Origin of the sequence: Hydrogenophaga sp. H7 (genome assembly GCF_002025745.1) — a bacterium.
In the GTDB taxonomy this organism is placed as follows: Bacteria; Pseudomonadota; Gammaproteobacteria; order Burkholderiales; family Burkholderiaceae_C; genus Hydrogenophaga; species Hydrogenophaga pseudoflava.
Genome location: NZ_MCIC01000014.1, coordinates 275,385 through 290,615 on the forward strand (window position 1 = coordinate 275,385; position 15,231 = coordinate 290,615).

Below are 15,231 nucleotides of genomic sequence, written 5' to 3' on the forward strand. Positions count from 1 at the left end.
GTGAAACACGCCCGGGTACGGCGTGACTACGCCAGATTGTCGGGAGTGGTCGCTGGTGGCGCCCCCGCGGATGCACGAACCGGATTGCGCTCTGCCAGATGCGAGAGATAGCTGTCCACGCCGCTCTCCTCGCGCTCCAGGAAACGCGCCACCGCATCGGAAAATGCCGGGTGGGCCAGCCAGTGGGCGCTGCTGGTGCGCGTCGGCAGGAGCGCCCGGGCCATCTTGTGTTCGCCCTGGGCCCCGCCTTCGAATCGCTCGAATCCATGGTCAATGCACCAGTTCAGGGGCTGGTAGTAGCAGGCCTCGAAATGCAGGCAGTCCACCCGTTCCAGCGCGCCCCAGTAGCGGCCGTACGCCACCCGCTGTGATGCGTCGATGCCCACCAGGCTGCTCGCAATCGGACGTCCATCGCTTTCTGCGACGAACATCAGCCAGTTCTCGGGCATGTCCCGGGCCATGCGGGCAAAAAAATTAGGCTGCAGGTAGGGCGCATTGCCGTGCTCCAGGTAGGTGCGCTCGTAGCAGCTGTAGAAGAACCGCCAGTCTGCGGGGCTGATGTCCCGCCCCTGTGCATGGCGAAACTGCACGCCGGCGTCGGCGACCTTGCGCCGCTCCTGGCGGATCTTCTTGCGCTTGTCCTGCTGCAGGCTGGCCAGAAACTGATCGAAATCCAGATACTTCTGGTTGTGCCAGTGAAACTGGACCGTGTGGCGCAGCATCAGCCCGGCGTCGACGCAGGCCTGCTGATCGCGCGGCTGGGCAAACAACAGGTGCAGCGACGAGAGTTGCTGTTCCTGACAGTAACGGAGCAGCGCCTGCAGCAATGCGGCGCGCGATGCATCGTCGCGCGCCAGCAGCCGGGCGCCAGGCACAGGGGTGAAAGGCACCGCCACCAAAGCCTTGGGGTAGTAGGAGAGGCCATGCTGCTCGTAGGCGTTGGCCCATGCCCAGTCGAACACGTATTCGCCGTAGGAATGCTGCTTCAGGTACAGCGGGCAGGCCGCGACCATGTGGCCACCGTCCCACAAGGTCATGAAGGCCGGCCGCCACCCGGTGCGGCGGGTGGCACTGCCGCTGGCATCCAGCGCCGCCAGATACTCCAGCCGCATGAAGGGGCTGGGGTCGGCCTCCAGCGCCAGCAGGGCATTCCAACCGGCGAGCGGGATGTCCGCCGGCACGGTGAAAACCCGGGTGACATAATCTTCCACCCCCCCGCCGGGGCCAGGCGCTCCGGCGGTCGTTCCCTGTGTTGTTCCCCTTGGTTCCGATTCCATGACGCTCAAGATTTGTGTGGCCCAACTCAACTTCGTGGTGGGGGACATGACTGGCAACGCCAGGCGCATTGTGGAGGCGGCGCGCAGCGCCCATGCTGGCGGTGCGCAGTTGCTTGTGACACCTGAACTGGCGCTCTGTGGTTACGCGGCGGAAGACCTGTTCCTCCGGCCAGCCTTCATCGACGCCTGCGATGATGCGCTCAAAGTGATCGCCAGCGGCACGGCCGACCTCAAAGGCCTGCACATCGTGGTGGGACATCCGGCCCGCAAAGGCGACGAAGCAGGGATGCGCAACCGAAGCGTGTCGGTGGCCAGCCTGTACAACGCTGCGAGCGTGGTCTGCGAGGGGCGCATCACCCACACCTACGCCAAGCGCGAGCTGCCCAACTACCAGGTTTTTGACGAGCGTCGTTACTTTGTTCCAGGGAGTGACACCTGCGTATTCGATGTTCTGGACAGCACAGGGCAGTCTGCGAAAGTGGGCCTGCTGATCTGTGAGGACGCCTGGTTCGACGAGCCGGCAACCGATGCCCGAGCCGCCGGTGCCGAGGTGCTGGTGGTTATCAACGCCTCGCCGTTTCATGCCGGCAAGGGAGGCGAACGGGAGGCCACCATGCGCGATCGAGCCCGGGTGGTTGGTCTTCCTCTGGTGTATGCCCACCTGGTCGGCGGGCAGGACGAAATCGTGTTCGAGGGGCGCAGTTTTGTCCTGGGCTCCGACGGGACGCTGGTGGGCCGTGCCGTCAGCTTTGAAGAGACGCTGTTTGACATTGCCATGACCCGGGCCGGCGGTGGCTGGCAGATCGAGGCCGGCATGGACCGGCCGCACAGCCTGGAGGCCGATCTCTGGCACGCACTGGTGCTGGGGGTGCGCGACTACCTGGGCAAGAACGGCTTCCCCGGGGCGCTGCTGGGGTTGTCGGGCGGTATCGACTCAGCCCTGGTGCTGGCGATTGCGGTCGATGCGCTGGGCAAGGACCGGGTGCGGGCGGTGATGATGCCGTCCCACTACACCGCAGACATTTCCTGGATCGACGCGCGCGACATGGCGGCGCGCCTGGGGGTGCGCTACGACGAGATCGCCATCGCGCCAGAGTTCGAATCATTCCGGGCGTCGCTCAACCCCCTGTTCGAGGGGCGTCCCGAGGACACCACGGAGGAGAACCTGCAGGCGCGCATCCGCGGCACGTTGCTGATGGCGCTGTCCAACAAGTTCGGCTCCATCGTGCTGACCACCGGAAACAAGAGTGAGATGGCCACCGGGTATTGCACGCTCTACGGCGACATGGCCGGGGGTTTTGCGGTGATCAAAGACGTTGCCAAGACCATGGTGTTCCGCCTGGCGCGCTGGCGCAACGCGCACGATCCCTATGGCACCGGAACGAACCCGATTCCCGAGCGCATCATCACGCGGCCGCCCAGCGCCGAATTGCGGGCGGACCAGAAGGACCAGGACAGCCTGCCGGAGTACGAGGTCCTGGATGCCATCATCGAGCGCTACATGGAGAACGACCGCAGCCCGGACCAGATCGTGGCGGAAGGGTATCCGCAGGCCGATGTCGACAAGGTGGTTCGGCTGATCCGCATCAACGAGTACAAGCGGCGCCAGGCACCCATCGGCATTCGCGTCACGCACCGCAGTTTCGGCAAAGACTGGCGCTATCCGATCACCAGCCGGTACCGCGCCTGACACGCCCGAGTGCCCCATGGGGGCTGACACCCTTGGGCATAATTACCCGGCAACTTTGCCCGCCTGACTGGAGACCCCGACATGAAGCAGATCACCGCCGTCATCAAACCGTTCAAGCTGGAGGAGGTTCGGGAGGCGCTCGCCGAACAAGGCGTGACCGGTCTGACCGTGACGGAGGTCAAGGGTTTCGGTCGCCAGAAGGGTCACACCGAGCTCTACCGCGGCGCCGAATACGTGGTGGATTTCCTGCCCAAGGTCAAGCTGGAGGTGGTGGTGAAGTCGGACGACGTGGACCGTTGTGTCGATGCCATCGTGCGCGCCGCACGCACCGGCAAGATCGGTGACGGCAAGATCTTTGTGACGCCGGTTGAGCGCGTGGTGCGCATCCGTACTGGTGAAGAGGACGAAACTGCGGTCTAAACCCGGTCCAGCTGGTCGGCGGGCGTGACGCCCCCGGCCTGCACCAGCTCCGGCAGCAGCTGTTGCCAGTCGGATCCCACGCGGATCAACTCCATCTGCCAGGGCCCCATGAACTGCTGGTCGACACCGGTTTGCATGAAGCCCAGAAGACCGTCGTAGTAGCCATCGACATTGAGCAGGCCGACCGGCTTGTCGTGGTAGCCCAGCTGGCGCCAGGTCCATACCTCGAAGAACTCCTCGAACGTACCGATACCGCCAGGGAGGGCGAGGAAAGCATCGGCCCGCTCGGCCATCATGCGCTTGCGCTCGTGCATGGTATCGACCACATGCAGTTCGCTGCAGCCCTTGTGGGCCCATTCCCGCTCGACCAGTGCCTTGGGAATGATGCCGACCACCCGGCCGCCGGCCGCCAGTGTCGCGTCGGCCAGCAGCCCCATCAATCCGTTGTGTCCACCGCCATAGACCAGCTGGCCGCCGTGGCGGCCGATCCACTCGCCCACGGACCTCGCAACCTGCGCGTAGGCAGGATTGGCGCCCGGTCGAGAGCCACAGTAGACGCAGAGAGAGAACGCAGGTGATTTCATGAGATTCGATGGATGATGGCCGCAACCCAGGTGCCGGCACACAGCAACAGGCTGAGCAGCACCGCAGCACTGCCCATGTCTTTGGCACGCTTGGACAGTTCGTGCCATTCAGGTCCGATGCGGTCGATGGCCGACTCCACGCCGGTGTTGAGCAACTCGACGATCAGCACCAGCAGCACCGAGCCTGCCAGCAGAACGACCTCCACCCAACTGCGACCCAGCCAGAGGGACGACGGCAGCAGCAACGCTGCAGCAAGCATCTCCTGCCGCAGCGCCGTTTCCTGCCAGCCTGCGCGCAGCCCTGCCATGGAGTAGCCGAAGGCGTGCCACATCCGGCTGAGTCCGTGCCGGCGCTTTTGGGCGTCGGTGGGATCGGTAGGGGTATCGGACACGGTTTTCACAGGTGCCAGAATTTGCGCGGACGAGGGGGCAGGTCGGGCTTGAAATGCACCAGGCGTGTGCCAGCCAGCGCGTCATGGACAAACTGGCCCTGCGCGTGGAACCGGGAGAGCAGTGCCCAGACCAGCACCCATCCAACCACGATGACCGACAGTTCCCCCGCGGGCAGCCTGAAGACTCCTCCAGCGGCCAGCGGCGGCAGGAACCACAGCCAGCTCAGCAGATAGCGAACCAGAGCCCTCGTCTGGGTCAGGGCATGCCCCTTGGTGTCGACGACACGGATGTGCCAGGTCTTCATGGCCAGCGTCTGCCCCTTGGCCCAGAACCAGACGAAATAGATGCCGAACACGATGAACAGAAACGCCTGCTGCCAGTGGCGGTTGTCCAGGGCGTTTCGGGTCTGGGTGAGTGCGGAAAAAAAGTAGCCGGCGATGAACACCACGCCAAAGAGCAGTGTGCCCTCGTACAGCCAGCAGGCCATGCGGCGCATCAGCGGTGGTGCGATGAGAGAGGGCGGAGCGGCAGAGACAGGAGAGGCTTGCATTGTGGAGCGCGGGACAGCCGGCGATTGTCGCACCCCGCGACGGGTGCTTTGCGCAACGTTTCTGAACATCTTGGCGGGTCATACGCGAAGGTTCGTGTTGCAGTGCGATAATGCCAAGTTGCAATTCAAAAAAGCAAACGGGTCATGGTCCGGCGGGGTATGTGTCCGCTCATGTCCACTGGCCTCAAGTTCCGACACCGCTTCACGAGAGTAGGTGAAGGAGCACCCAAGGTATTTCGTCAGAGAAATTCTCGAAAGGTTGATCATGGAAATCTCCAAGGCCGAACTGGCCTCGGCCGCTGCTGCTGCCGGCCAATCCCCCGCATCCGAACAGCTCATGGGCGCCGAAATCATGGTGCGCGCCCTGCAGGCCGAAGGTGTGAAGTACATCTGGGGTTACCCGGGTGGTGCGGTGCTCTACATCTACGACGCCCTGTACAAGCAGGACACCATGCAGCACGTGCTGGTGCGCCACGAGCAGGCCGCCGTGCACGCCGCAGACGGCTACGCCCGTGCCACCGGCGATGTGGGCGTGGCGCTGGTCACCTCGGGGCCTGGCGTGACCAATGCCGTCACCGGTATTGCCACGGCGTACACCGACAGTATTCCCATGGTCATCATCGCGGGCCAGGTGCCCACGGCGGCCATCGGCTCGGACGCATTCCAGGAATGCGACACCGTCGGTATCACGCGACCCATCGTCAAGCACAACTTCCTGGTCAAGGATGTGCGCGATCTGGCCGACGTGATGAAGAAAGCCTTCCACATCGCCCGCACCGGTCGTCCGGGTCCTGTGGTGGTGGACATTCCGAAGGACGTGTCCTTCAACAAGGCCACCTGGACCGGTTATCCCGAGTCGGTGGAGATGCGCTCCTACAACCCGGTGCGCAAGGGGCATGGTGGCCAGATCCGCAAGGCGCTGCAGCTGCTGCTGAACGCCAAACGACCTTACATCTACACCGGTGGTGGCGTTCTTCTCGGCAACGCGGTTCCCGAACTGCGTACCCTGGTTGACCTGCTGGGCTACCCGGTCACCCACACCCTGATGGGGCTGGGCGCCTACCCGGCGACCGACCGCAAGTTCCTGGGCATGCTCGGCATGCACGGCACCATCGAAGCCAACCACGCCATGCAGAACTGCGACGTGCTGCTGGCGGTGGGTGCACGCTTTGACGACCGCGTGATCGGCAACCCCAAGCACTTTGCTTCGGTGGAACGCAAGATCATCCACATCGACATCGACCCTTCGAGCATCGCCAAACGCGTGAAGGTCGATGTGCCCATCGTGGGCGACGTCAAGGATGTGCTGACCGAGCTGATCAACATGATCAAGGAAGCTCAGGCAAGGCCGGACGAGAAGGCGCTGGCCTCCTGGTGGGACACCATTGAGGGGTGGCGTTCGCGCGACTGCCTGCGCTATGACCGCACCAATACGCAGGTCATCAAGCCGCAGATGGTGGTGGAAACGCTCTGGAATCTGACCAAGGACGATGACTGCTACATCACGTCCGACGTGGGCCAACACCAGATGTTCGCGGCGCAGTTCTACAAGTTCAACGAGCCTCGGCGCTGGATCAACTCGGGCGGCCTGGGCACCATGGGTGTGGGTCTGCCATACGCCATGGGCATCAAGCTGGCCAAGCCCGATGCCGACTGCTGGTGCATCACCGGCGAAGGCTCTATCCAGATGAACATCCAGGAGCTGTCCACCTGCCAGCAATACGGCACGGCGGTGAAGGTGTTGTCCCTGAACAACCGCTATCTGGGCATGGTGCGCCAGTGGCAGGAACTGATTTACCAGGGCCGTTACAGCCACAGCTACATGGATGCGCTGCCGAACTTCGTCAAGCTGGCCGAAGCCTACGGTCACGTTGGCATACTGGTCGAGCGCCCACAAGATGTGGAAGCCGCATTGCGTGAAGCGCGTTCCATCAAGGACCGCTGCGTCTTCATCGACGTGCGCACCGACCCGACGGAGAACGTCTGGCCCATGGTGGAGGCCGGCAAGGGCATCACCGAAATGCTGCTGGGCTCAGAAGAGCTCTGACTTTCCCTCCGCACCCGGCGCTGCGCGCATCAGTGTGCAACGCCAAGGTGCTTCCCTTCGACGAATCTATTTGCAGCCGAGCCTGTGCATTACCGTGCGCAGGGGAGGGCTCAGAAAAGAGGAATCTTCATCATGAAACACATCATTGCTGTCCTGCTTGAGAACGAAGCGGGTGCGCTGTCCCGCGTCGTGGGGCTGTTCTCGGCCCGTGGCTACAACATCGAGTCGCTCACCGTGGCGCCGACGGAAGATCCATCGCTCTCGCGCATGACCATCCAGACCACCGGGTCGGACGACGTCATTGAGCAGATCACCAAGCACCTGAACCGCCTGATCGAAGTGGTGAAGGTGGTGGACCTGACCGAAGGCGCCTACACCGAGCGTGAGCTCATGCTCGTGAAGGTGCGTGCGGTGGGCAAGGAGCGCGAAGAGATGAAGCGCATGGCGGACATCTTCCGCGGTCGCATCATCGACGTGACGGAGAAGAGCTACACCATCGAGCTGACGGGCGACCAGGGCAAGAACGACGCGTTTCTGGAAGCCATCGACCGCTCTGCCATTCTTGAAACGGTGCGTACGGGATCGTGCGGCATCGGGCGTGGCGAGCGCATTCTGCGCGTTTAAGATCTCAGGTTTTTCGGGCTCAGCCGAACCGCCGTTCGGGCTGGGCCTGTCGAGGGCCTTCGACGGGCTCGTGTACGAACGGCAAACCAACACTCCAAAGAGGAATGACCATGAAAGTTTTCTACGACAAAGACTGTGACCTGAGCCTGATCAAGGGCAAGACCGTCGCGATCATCGGCTATGGCTCGCAGGGCCATGCCCATGCCCAGAACCTGAACGACAGCGGCGTCAAGGTCGTGGTCGGCCTGCGCAAGGGCGGCGCCTCTTGGGACAAGGTCGGCAAGGCTGGCCTGACCGTGATGGAAGTCAACGATGCCGTGAAGGCCGCTGACGTGGTCATGATCCTGCTGCCCGACGAGCAAATCGCCGAGGTTTACAGCAACAACGTGGCCCCCAACATCAAGCAAGGCGCTTCGCTGGTGTTCGCCCACGGCTTCAACGTGCACTACAACCAGGTCGTGCCCCGCGCCGATCTGGATGTGTGGATGGTGGCCCCCAAGGCCCCCGGCCACACCGTGCGCAACACCTACACCCAAGGCGGCGGCGTGCCCCACCTGATCGCGGTGCACCAGGACAAGTCCGGCAAGGCTCGTGACCTGGCCCTGTCCTACGCCATGGCCAACGGTGGCGGCAAGGCCGGCATCATCGAGACCAACTTCAAGGAAGAGACCGAGACCGACCTGTTCGGCGAACAGGCCGTCCTGTGCGGTGGTGCCGTCGAGTTGATCAAGATGGGTTACGAAACCCTGGTCGAAGCGGGCTATGCCCCCGAGATGGCGTACTTCGAGTGCCTGCACGAACTCAAGCTGATCGTCGACCTGATCTACGAAGGCGGTATCGCCAACATGAACTATTCGATCTCCAACAACGCGGAGTTCGGCGAGTACGTGACCGGTCCGGAAGTGATCAACGAAGAGTCGCGCAAGGCCATGCGCAACGCGCTCAAGCGCATCCAGAACGGCGACTACGCCAAGATGTTCATTCAGGAAGGCCGTCTGAACTACCCGAGCATGACCGCTCGCCGCCGCAACACCGCCGATCACCAGATCGAAGTGGTGGGTGCCCAGCTGCGCGCCATGATGCCCTGGATCGCCAAGAACAAGCTGGTTGACCAGACCCGCAACTGATCGCCTCGGCGTCCGATGCAAAGGCCACTTCGGTGGCCTTTGTCGTTTGTGCGGGCTTGCCACTGGCTTACACTGCTTTTTTGACGCTTTTCGGCTTGAAGCCCATTCCTCATGCACGACGGATCCGACCCCCTTCACGAGCCCATGACGGAGAGCCCGCGGCGCCCCAAGGGCATCTACATGCTGCCCAACATGATCACCCTCGCGGCTCTGTTCGGCGGGTTCTACGCGATCGTGATGGCCATGAATGGCCGCTTTGATCTTGCGACCGTGGGCATCTTCGCTGCCATGGTTCTGGACAGCCTGGACGGACGTGTGGCCCGCATGACCAACACGCAAAGTGCCTTTGGTGAGCAGATGGACTCCTTGTCCGACATGGTGTCGTTCGGTGCAGCACCCGCGCTGGTGGCCTATGTCTGGGTCCTCAGGGACATCGGCCGCTGGGGCTGGATTGCTGCCTTCGTGTACTGCGCATGCGCGGCGCTGCGGCTGGCGCGTTTCAACGTCAACACGGGAGTGGTCGACAAGCGTTACTTCCAGGGGCTGCCATCGCCCGCTGCTGCGGCGCTGGTGTCCGGGTTCATCTGGTTGGCCAACGAGCTGGAACTGGTCAAGGCCGATCTCGTGTGGGCGATGTTCGCGATCACGCTGTACTCGGGCCTGACCATGGTGACCAATGTGCCGTTTTACAGTTTCAAGGATCTGAGTCTGAAGAAGAGTGTTCCGTTTGCTGCCATCGTGCTGGTGGCGCTGGGTATTGCGGTGATCAACATCCATCCGCCCACGGTGTTGTTCGGGTTGTTCGTTCTGTATGGTCTTTCTGGCTATGCCATGTATTTCTGGCGCAAGGCCAAGGGGCGGCCAACCAGCGTGATCAGCACGTCGACCGACGAACCGGACGAGCGTGGCCTGCACGAGTGACGCGGCGATGTCAATCGCGGTCATGGACGGCTTTTGTAGGGATGTCCGGGCCGTTGTGCTACATTGCTCTGTATGAAATCCGTTTCCTCCTCGCTACTACTGGGTGTCCGGCACGGGCAGGTCTGGTAACGCGCGAGTGATTTCCAACAACGGCCCGTTTGCACCCGCAGCGGGCCGTTTTGTTTTGGAACTGCGGGTTTTTTCAAGAGTGGTCCACGAGGCCACACACCGGAGAACTGAGATGAGCGACAAACTGATCATTTTCGACACCACCCTGCGCGATGGCGAGCAGTCGCCTGGTGCTTCCATGACCAAGGACGAAAAGCTGCGTATTGCACGTCAGCTCGAGCGGCTGAAAGTCGATGTGATCGAGGCGGGTTTTGCCGCCAGTTCCAATGGGGACTTCGACTGCGTCCAGGCGATTGCCAACACCATCAAGGACTCGACGGTCTGCTCGCTGGCCCGTGCCAATGATCGCGACATCTCTCGCGCCGCCGAAGCCCTCAAAGGGGCCAGTCGGGCGCGGATTCACACCTTCATCGCTACTAGCCCTCTCCACATGGAGAAGAAGCTGCGCATGACGCCGGACCAGGTGTTCGAGCAGGCCAAGCAGTCGGTGCGCTTTGCGCGGAACCTTGTCGATGACATCGAGTTCAGCCCGGAGGACGGCTATCGCAGCGACATCGACTTCCTCTGTCGGGTGCTTGAAGCCGTGATCAACGAAGGGGCCACAACGCTGAATATTCCTGACACGGTGGGGTATGCGGTGCCCGAGCTTTACGGCAACTTCATCCACACGTTGCGGGAGAGAGTTCCCAACTCCGACAAGGCCATCTGGTCTGTGCATTGCCACAACGATCTGGGCATGGCGGTCGCCAACTCGCTGGCCGGTGTGAAAATCGGCGGCGCTCGCCAGGTCGAGTGCACCATCAATGGACTGGGCGAACGTGCAGGCAACTGCTCGCTCGAAGAGATCGTGATGGCGGTGAAGACCCGTCGCGACTATTTCAATCTGGACATTGGAATCGACACCACCCAAATCGTGCCAGCCAGCCGTATGGTCAGCCAGACCACCGGTTTTGTGGTTCAACCCAACAAGGCTGTTGTCGGGGCCAACGCGTTTGCGCACGCTTCGGGCATCCACCAGGATGGGGTGCTCAAAGCGCGCGACACCTACGAAATCATGCGCGCAGAGGATGTGGGCTGGAGCGCCAACAAGATCGTGCTGGGCAAACTCAGTGGTCGCAACGCGTTCAAGCAGCGCCTGCAGGATCTGGGCATCGAGATGGCCTCGGAAAGCGAGATCAACACGGCGTTTGCCGCGTTCAAAGAGCTGGCTGATCGCAAGAGCGAGATTTTCGACGAAGACATCCTGGCACTGTGCAGCGACGAGAGCGTGACCGCCGAAAAGGAACGATATGGCCTGGTGTCGCTGTCCCAGCGCAGTGAAACCGGTGAACGCCCTCATGCAGAGGTGGTGTTCACTGTCGAAGGCAAAGAGATCCGTGGCTCGTCCGATGGCAATGGCCCCGTCGATGCTTCGCTCAAGGCCATCGAGAGCCATGTCAAGAGCGGTGCGGAACTGGTGTTGTACTCGGTCAATGCCATCACCAGTGGTTCAACCGAAAGCCAGGGAGAGGTGACGGTTCGTCTGCAGCTCGGTGGCCGGGTGGTGAATGGGGTTGGAGCCGACCCCGACATCGTCGTGGCCTCCGCCAAAGCCTATCTGAGTGCTCTGAACAAACTGGAAAGCCAGGCAGAGCGGGTTGCTGCGCAAGGATAAAGCATTACAAATCAACCACTTGTAACGAAATCCTCGGATGAGGCTCCGAATAGCCGTGCATCTTCACGGTTGTTTTGGCGTTCACTGAGGAGTGCGTTACAAGCGTTTGATATTGCTAGTTTTTTTTCGTTCTCCTATACTTGGGCTCATCTTTGAGGTCGCTGGAGTGGAGTCCATGAAATTGTCCCGCGTACGATTTGTCACGCTGCTGCACTTGGTTGCGGTTGCCGTGATGTCGGTGTCCCTGGCGTTGCCGGTGACCGCGGAGGCGGCCTCCAACAAAGCCGAAAAAACCGCTCGCAAAGCGGATGCCCAGCCTGCCGAACGCAGCAAGCGCGCCAGCGTCACCAAACTGAGTGCGCGATCGGGCAAGAAGGAACTCTCCGCCAAGAGAAAGCAGGGGGCAAAGGCCACTCGTGTGGCCCGGTCTGATTCCCGGGCGAGCAAGCGCAAGCCCGAAAACAGCACCCGCTTGGCGAAGTCCCGCAAGTTCAGTGAAGCGAGGTATGTGCGTGGTGGTCGTCAGCCGGTGCGACTGGCTGCGCACCCGCGCAGCAGTACGGTGCGTCCGGTGGCGATGGAGCCCCGTTCTTCGATGGGTGAACAGATGGGGCTTCGGGCTGCTGGAGACCCTCTGGCTCTCAATTCAAGCGTTGCACTGGTGGTGGACCAGCAAACCAATGAGGTGCTGTTCAGCAAGAACGATTCTGCTGTCCTGCCAATCGCCTCGCTGACGAAGTTGATGACCGGGCTTGTGGTCACCGATGCAAACCTGCCCCTTGATGAGATGGTGACCATCACGTCCGACGACGTGGATACGGTCAAAGGCAGTCGCTCGCGATTGGCGGTGGGGACCACCCTGACGCGTCTGGAGTTGATGCACCTGGCGCTCATGTCCAGTGAGAACCGAGCCGCTCATGCTTTGGGGCGCACCTTCCCTGGAGGACTGGACCAGTTTGTGCGTCTCATGAATGCGAAGGCACGAGAACTGGGCATGCGCGACACCCGCTATGTCGAGCCCACTGGCTTGTCCAGTCTGAATCAGTCCAGCGCGCGTGATCTGGCGACTTTGGTGTCGGTGGCGTATCAACGGCCGCTGCTCCGCAGCCTATCGACCTCGCCGAGTCACCAGCTCGAACTGGGCCATAGGACACTGGAGTATCGCAACTCGAACCGATTGATTCGTGATCCCGACTGGGATATCGGTCTTCAGAAAACCGGGTACATCTCGGAGGCGGGGCGATGCCTTGTGATGCAGGCCCGTGTCGCAGGACGCCAGTTGATCATGGTCTTCCTTGATGCCACGGGCCAGCTGGGAAGGGCTCAGGATGCCGAGCGTGTGCGACGCTGGGTCGAGGCCCAACCAATGCACCAGGCGGCGGTGCGTCCGCAAGGGTGAGTCTCTTCTGCCGCCCCAACGGATAAAAAAGCGGCCCGCTTCGGGCCGCTTTTTGTTTGTGGATCAGCGGGCGGCTGGCTGTGTGGCGAATCCTTTGGGACACCCCAAAGCAATCGAAATCTCTGCGGCTGTTGAGCGGAGTTTGGGAACCCAGTTTTCGTCGATGCGGTCGGCGGGCGCTGAAATCGACAGGCCAGCGACCAGACGGCACTGGTCGTCATAGATGCCAGCGGCCATGCAACGCACACCCAGTTCCAGCTCCTCGTTGTCGCGGGCCAGGCCTGCCATGCGGCACTGCTGCAACTCGCGTTCAAGATTGGGCAGCTGGGTCAGACTGTTGCGGGTGTTGCCGGCAAGACCGGTTCGGGTTGCATACGCGCGCACCCGTTGAGGTTCGTCGGCCGCCAGAAACAGTTTGCCCACCGAAGTCAGATGCAGCGGGGCACGCCCGCCAATGGCGCGTACGACCTGCATTCCGGACCGTTCGCTGTAGGCCCGTTCTACATAGACGATTTCATCGCCCTGCCGGACGCTCAGGTTGACCGGTTGCTGGATCAGCTTGTGAAGTTCCCGCATCGGAGCGAGCGCGGCATCCCTGACGCTGAGACGCGCTTTCACCAGGTTGCCAAGTTCAAGGAGGCGCATGCCGAGCCTGTAGCTTCCTGCCTCAGGGCGGTCCACGAAGCGGCCGATGGTCAGGTCGTTGAGAATCCGGTGTGCGGTTGAAGGGTGCAGGCCGGTCTTCTCGCTGATTTCCTTGAGCGACACCGGCTCTTCGCGGGAGGCGAGAACCTCCAGAAGATTGAACATCCGTTCTATGACCTGGACAGTCGGGGTGCTGGGCAGGGAGTCGTTTCGTTTTGTCATGGCCGCAATAGAGTTGCGGATATTTTACGAGATGAAATCAAGGCGCCATCACCCACTGCCCATCTCTGAGCAGTTCATGCGGTCTGAAGGCCGCCTTGTAGTTCATCTTCGAACTCTGCTCGATCCAGTAGCCCAGATACATGTGCGACAGGCCCAGCTCACGGGCCTGTTCTATCTGCCAGAGGATGCTGTAGGTGCCGTAACTGGCGCCCGCGTCGGATGGCTCGTAAAACGTGTACACGGCCGATAGTCCGTCGTTGAGGACGTCGACGATGGACACCATCACCAGACGGCTTGGACGGTCTGAGCGGGCGGGCTCACGGAACTCCACCAACCGTGAATTGACACGGCTTTGCAGCAGGAATTGGCTGTACTGGTCAATGCTGTCCTGATCCATGCCACCACCGGCATGGCGACTGTTCTGGTAGCGCAGGTACAGCTGGTAGTGCTCAGGTTCGAAACACAGTCCGAGAACCCGGGTCTCCAGATTGGCATGCCGGGCCATGGAGCGCCTCTGGCTGCGGCTGGCGCGAAACACGTTCACCGGAATGCGCAGCGGAACACAGGCATGGCAACCGTCACAGTGCGGGCGGTAGGTGAACACCCCGCTGCGCCTGAAGCCCAGGGTCACGAGGTTCGAATAGGCGTCGTTGTGGATCAGGTGACTTGGCGTTGCCACCTGCGAACGGGCCTGTCGGCCGGCCAGGTAGCTGCAGGGGTAGGGCGCCGTGGCGTAGAACTGCAACGCCTGCAGCGGAAGTTCTTTCAGGTGCGTCACGCTGTTGCGTCAGGGCCTGTGATGAGGTGGTTCCAGTATACGGGCTCGAATCGCCACACCGGTGCACGGTGGGACGTGGTCTTTCGCAGGTGCTGGCTGAAGTCGGTCCTTGGCATCAGGGTTGCACCGAGTGATGCCAGATGAGAGGTCTCCTGCTGACAGTCGATGAGGGGAATTCCATTGGCCAGGCAGAATGCGACCAGTCCGCACATCGCCAGTTTGGAGGCATTGCTGCGGCGGCTGAACATGGACTCTCCGAAAACCATGGCACCGAGATTGACGCAGTAGAGCCCGCCAGAAAGCTCTCCATCGATCCAGGCTTCCACGCTGTGCGCATGACCTGCGGAATGCAGCTGCAGATAGGCCTGGATCATGGGCTGCAGAATCCAGGTGCCCGCCTGATCTTTGCGGGGCGTATGCGCACAGGCCCGGATCACGCGCTCGAAGTCGTGGTCGAACCGGATGACCAGTCGCTGGTCCAGCAGAAGCTTGATCAGCGTCTTGCGAAGCGAGCGGTGCAACCTGAACTGGTGCGTGCGGAGCACCATCCGAGGGTCGGTCGACCACCAGAGGATCGGCTGCCCCGCGCTGTACCAGGGGAAAATGCCTTCGCTGTACGCGCGCAGAAGGGTGTCAACGTCCAGAGCCCCTCCTGCTGCCAGCAAGCCTGGCGCGGGGTCGGTCGCGCCCCAGGCGCGTTCCACTGCTGGGAATGGATCGCCCGGCTCCAGCCATGGGAGTTCCGGAGTGAACGTGGGGGTGGACGACATG

15 protein-coding genes are annotated in these 15,231 nt (G+C 61.9%); 8 read left to right on the forward strand and 7 right to left on the reverse strand.

The features are described 5' to 3' along the window. Window positions 1-26: 26 nt before the first annotated feature. A complete protein-coding gene (locus BC358_RS10380) occupies window positions 27-1,211 on the reverse strand; it encodes a GNAT family N-acetyltransferase (protein WP_256861465.1) in 1,185 nt (394 codons plus the stop codon). Window positions 1,212-1,275: 64 nt separating this feature from the next. On the opposite strand from BC358_RS10380, the gene BC358_RS10385 reads away from it, so the two are divergent. Next, window positions 1,276-2,967, forward strand: coding sequence for an NAD+ synthase (locus BC358_RS10385; protein ID WP_079365758.1), 1,692 nt, complete (start codon window positions 1,276-1,278; stop codon window positions 2,965-2,967). A gap of 81 nt (window positions 2,968-3,048) precedes the next feature. Continuing rightward, window positions 3,049-3,387 carry a P-II family nitrogen regulator gene (locus tag BC358_RS10390; protein ID WP_066263643.1) on the forward strand — a complete coding sequence of 113 codons (339 nt, stop codon included), beginning with the start codon at window positions 3,049-3,051 and terminating at the stop codon, window positions 3,385-3,387. Here BC358_RS10390 and BC358_RS10395 read toward each other — a convergent pair. From BC358_RS10395 to BC358_RS10405, 3 genes are all read right to left on the reverse strand, one after another. Beyond that, window positions 3,384-3,971: a TIGR00730 family Rossman fold protein gene (locus tag BC358_RS10395; RefSeq protein WP_079365759.1), complete on the reverse strand. Its 588-nt coding sequence runs from the start codon at window positions 3,969-3,971 to the stop codon at window positions 3,384-3,386. The genes BC358_RS10390 and BC358_RS10395 overlap by 4 nt on opposite strands. Next, window positions 3,968-4,303, reverse strand: coding sequence for a diacylglycerol kinase (locus BC358_RS10400; RefSeq protein WP_079365760.1), 336 nt, complete (start codon window positions 4,301-4,303; stop codon window positions 3,968-3,970). The genes BC358_RS10395 and BC358_RS10400 overlap by 4 nt, the downstream gene beginning before the upstream one ends. A gap of 65 nt (window positions 4,304-4,368) precedes the next feature. Next, the gene (locus tag BC358_RS10405) at window positions 4,369-4,914 is read right to left on the reverse strand and encodes an RDD family protein (protein WP_256861466.1); all 546 of its coding nucleotides are present in this window, start codon (window positions 4,912-4,914) and stop codon (window positions 4,369-4,371) included. A gap of 265 nt (window positions 4,915-5,179) precedes the next feature. Here BC358_RS10405 and BC358_RS10410 point away from each other — a divergent pair, with 265 nt between their 5' ends. The 6 genes from BC358_RS10410 to BC358_RS10435 all read left to right on the forward strand — a co-directional run bounded on the left by BC358_RS10410 (window position 5,180) and on the right by BC358_RS10435 (window position 12,815). Continuing rightward, window positions 5,180-6,961: an acetolactate synthase 3 catalytic subunit gene (locus BC358_RS10410; protein ID WP_079365762.1), complete on the forward strand. Its 1,782-nt coding sequence runs from the start codon at window positions 5,180-5,182 to the stop codon at window positions 6,959-6,961. Window positions 6,962-7,093: 132 nt separating this feature from the next. After that, a complete protein-coding gene (gene ilvN, locus BC358_RS10415; protein ID WP_066151204.1) occupies window positions 7,094-7,585 on the forward strand; it encodes an acetolactate synthase small subunit in 492 nt (163 codons plus the stop codon). Window positions 7,586-7,695: 110 nt separating this feature from the next. Next, on the forward strand, window positions 7,696-8,712 hold the full coding sequence (gene ilvC / locus BC358_RS10420; RefSeq protein ID WP_066151200.1) for a ketol-acid reductoisomerase: 1,017 nt from the start codon (window positions 7,696-7,698) through the stop codon (window positions 8,710-8,712). A 111-nt stretch (window positions 8,713-8,823) separates the two neighbouring features. After that, window positions 8,824-9,633 (forward strand): CDP-diacylglycerol--serine O-phosphatidyltransferase, encoded by an 810-nt coding sequence (pssA, locus tag BC358_RS10425; protein WP_066151197.1) that lies wholly within the window; start codon window positions 8,824-8,826, stop codon window positions 9,631-9,633. Window positions 9,634-9,874: 241 nt separating this feature from the next. Next, complete coding sequence (locus BC358_RS10430; RefSeq protein ID WP_066151194.1) at window positions 9,875-11,416, forward strand: 2-isopropylmalate synthase; 1,542 nt, start codon at window positions 9,875-9,877, stop codon at window positions 11,414-11,416. Window positions 11,417-11,591: 175 nt separating this feature from the next. Further along, window positions 11,592-12,815, forward strand: a complete 1,224-nt coding sequence (locus tag BC358_RS10435; protein ID WP_079365763.1) for a serine hydrolase — start codon at window positions 11,592-11,594, stop codon at window positions 12,813-12,815. Between the two features lie 63 nt (window positions 12,816-12,878). On the opposite strand, the gene BC358_RS10440 is transcribed toward BC358_RS10435, so the two are convergent. Genes BC358_RS10440 through aat form a run of 3 tightly spaced genes read right to left on the reverse strand, consistent with a single transcriptional unit; the run spans window position 12,879 to window position 15,230 of the window. Further along, window positions 12,879-13,682 carry an IclR family transcriptional regulator gene (locus BC358_RS10440; RefSeq protein WP_079365764.1) on the reverse strand — a complete coding sequence of 268 codons (804 nt, stop codon included), beginning with the start codon at window positions 13,680-13,682 and terminating at the stop codon, window positions 12,879-12,881. Window positions 13,683-13,719: 37 nt separating this feature from the next. Continuing rightward, a complete protein-coding gene (locus tag BC358_RS10445; RefSeq protein ID WP_066151189.1) occupies window positions 13,720-14,460 on the reverse strand; it encodes an arginyltransferase in 741 nt (246 codons plus the stop codon). Beyond that, window positions 14,457-15,230: a leucyl/phenylalanyl-tRNA--protein transferase gene (gene aat / locus BC358_RS10450; RefSeq protein ID WP_079365765.1), complete on the reverse strand. Its 774-nt coding sequence runs from the start codon at window positions 15,228-15,230 to the stop codon at window positions 14,457-14,459. The genes BC358_RS10445 and aat overlap by 4 nt, the downstream gene beginning before the upstream one ends. Between the last annotated feature and the right edge of the window lies 1 nt (window position 15,231).

Bases quoted from the DNA above. Each gene is read 5' to 3' on its own strand.
- BC358_RS10385 (WP_079365758.1), top strand. From the start codon at position 1,276: ATGACGCTCAAGATTTGTGTGGCCCAACTCAACTTCGTGGTGGGGGAC.
- BC358_RS10390 (WP_066263643.1), top strand. From the start codon at position 3,049: ATGAAGCAGATCACCGCCGTCATCAAACCGTTCAAGCTGGAGGAGGTT.
- BC358_RS10395 (WP_079365759.1), bottom strand. From the start codon at position 3,971: ATGAAATCACCTGCGTTCTCTCTCTGCGTCTACTGTGGCTCTCGACCG.
- BC358_RS10400 (WP_079365760.1), bottom strand. From the start codon at position 4,303: ATGTGGCACGCCTTCGGCTACTCCATGGCAGGGCTGCGCGCAGGCTGG.
- BC358_RS10405 (WP_256861466.1), bottom strand. From the start codon at position 4,914: ATGCAAGCCTCTCCTGTCTCTGCCGCTCCGCCCTCTCTCATCGCACCA.
- BC358_RS10410 (WP_079365762.1), top strand. From the start codon at position 5,180: ATGGAAATCTCCAAGGCCGAACTGGCCTCGGCCGCTGCTGCTGCCGGC.
- ilvN (WP_066151204.1), top strand. From the start codon at position 7,094: ATGAAACACATCATTGCTGTCCTGCTTGAGAACGAAGCGGGTGCGCTG.
- ilvC (WP_066151200.1), top strand. From the start codon at position 7,696: ATGAAAGTTTTCTACGACAAAGACTGTGACCTGAGCCTGATCAAGGGC.
- pssA (WP_066151197.1), top strand. From the start codon at position 8,824: ATGCACGACGGATCCGACCCCCTTCACGAGCCCATGACGGAGAGCCCG.
- BC358_RS10430 (WP_066151194.1), top strand. From the start codon at position 9,875: ATGAGCGACAAACTGATCATTTTCGACACCACCCTGCGCGATGGCGAG.
- BC358_RS10435 (WP_079365763.1), top strand. From the start codon at position 11,592: ATGAAATTGTCCCGCGTACGATTTGTCACGCTGCTGCACTTGGTTGCG.
- BC358_RS10440 (WP_079365764.1), bottom strand. From the start codon at position 13,682: ATGACAAAACGAAACGACTCCCTGCCCAGCACCCCGACTGTCCAGGTC.
- aat (WP_079365765.1), bottom strand. From the start codon at position 15,230: ATGTCGTCCACCCCCACGTTCACTCCGGAACTCCCATGGCTGGAGCCG.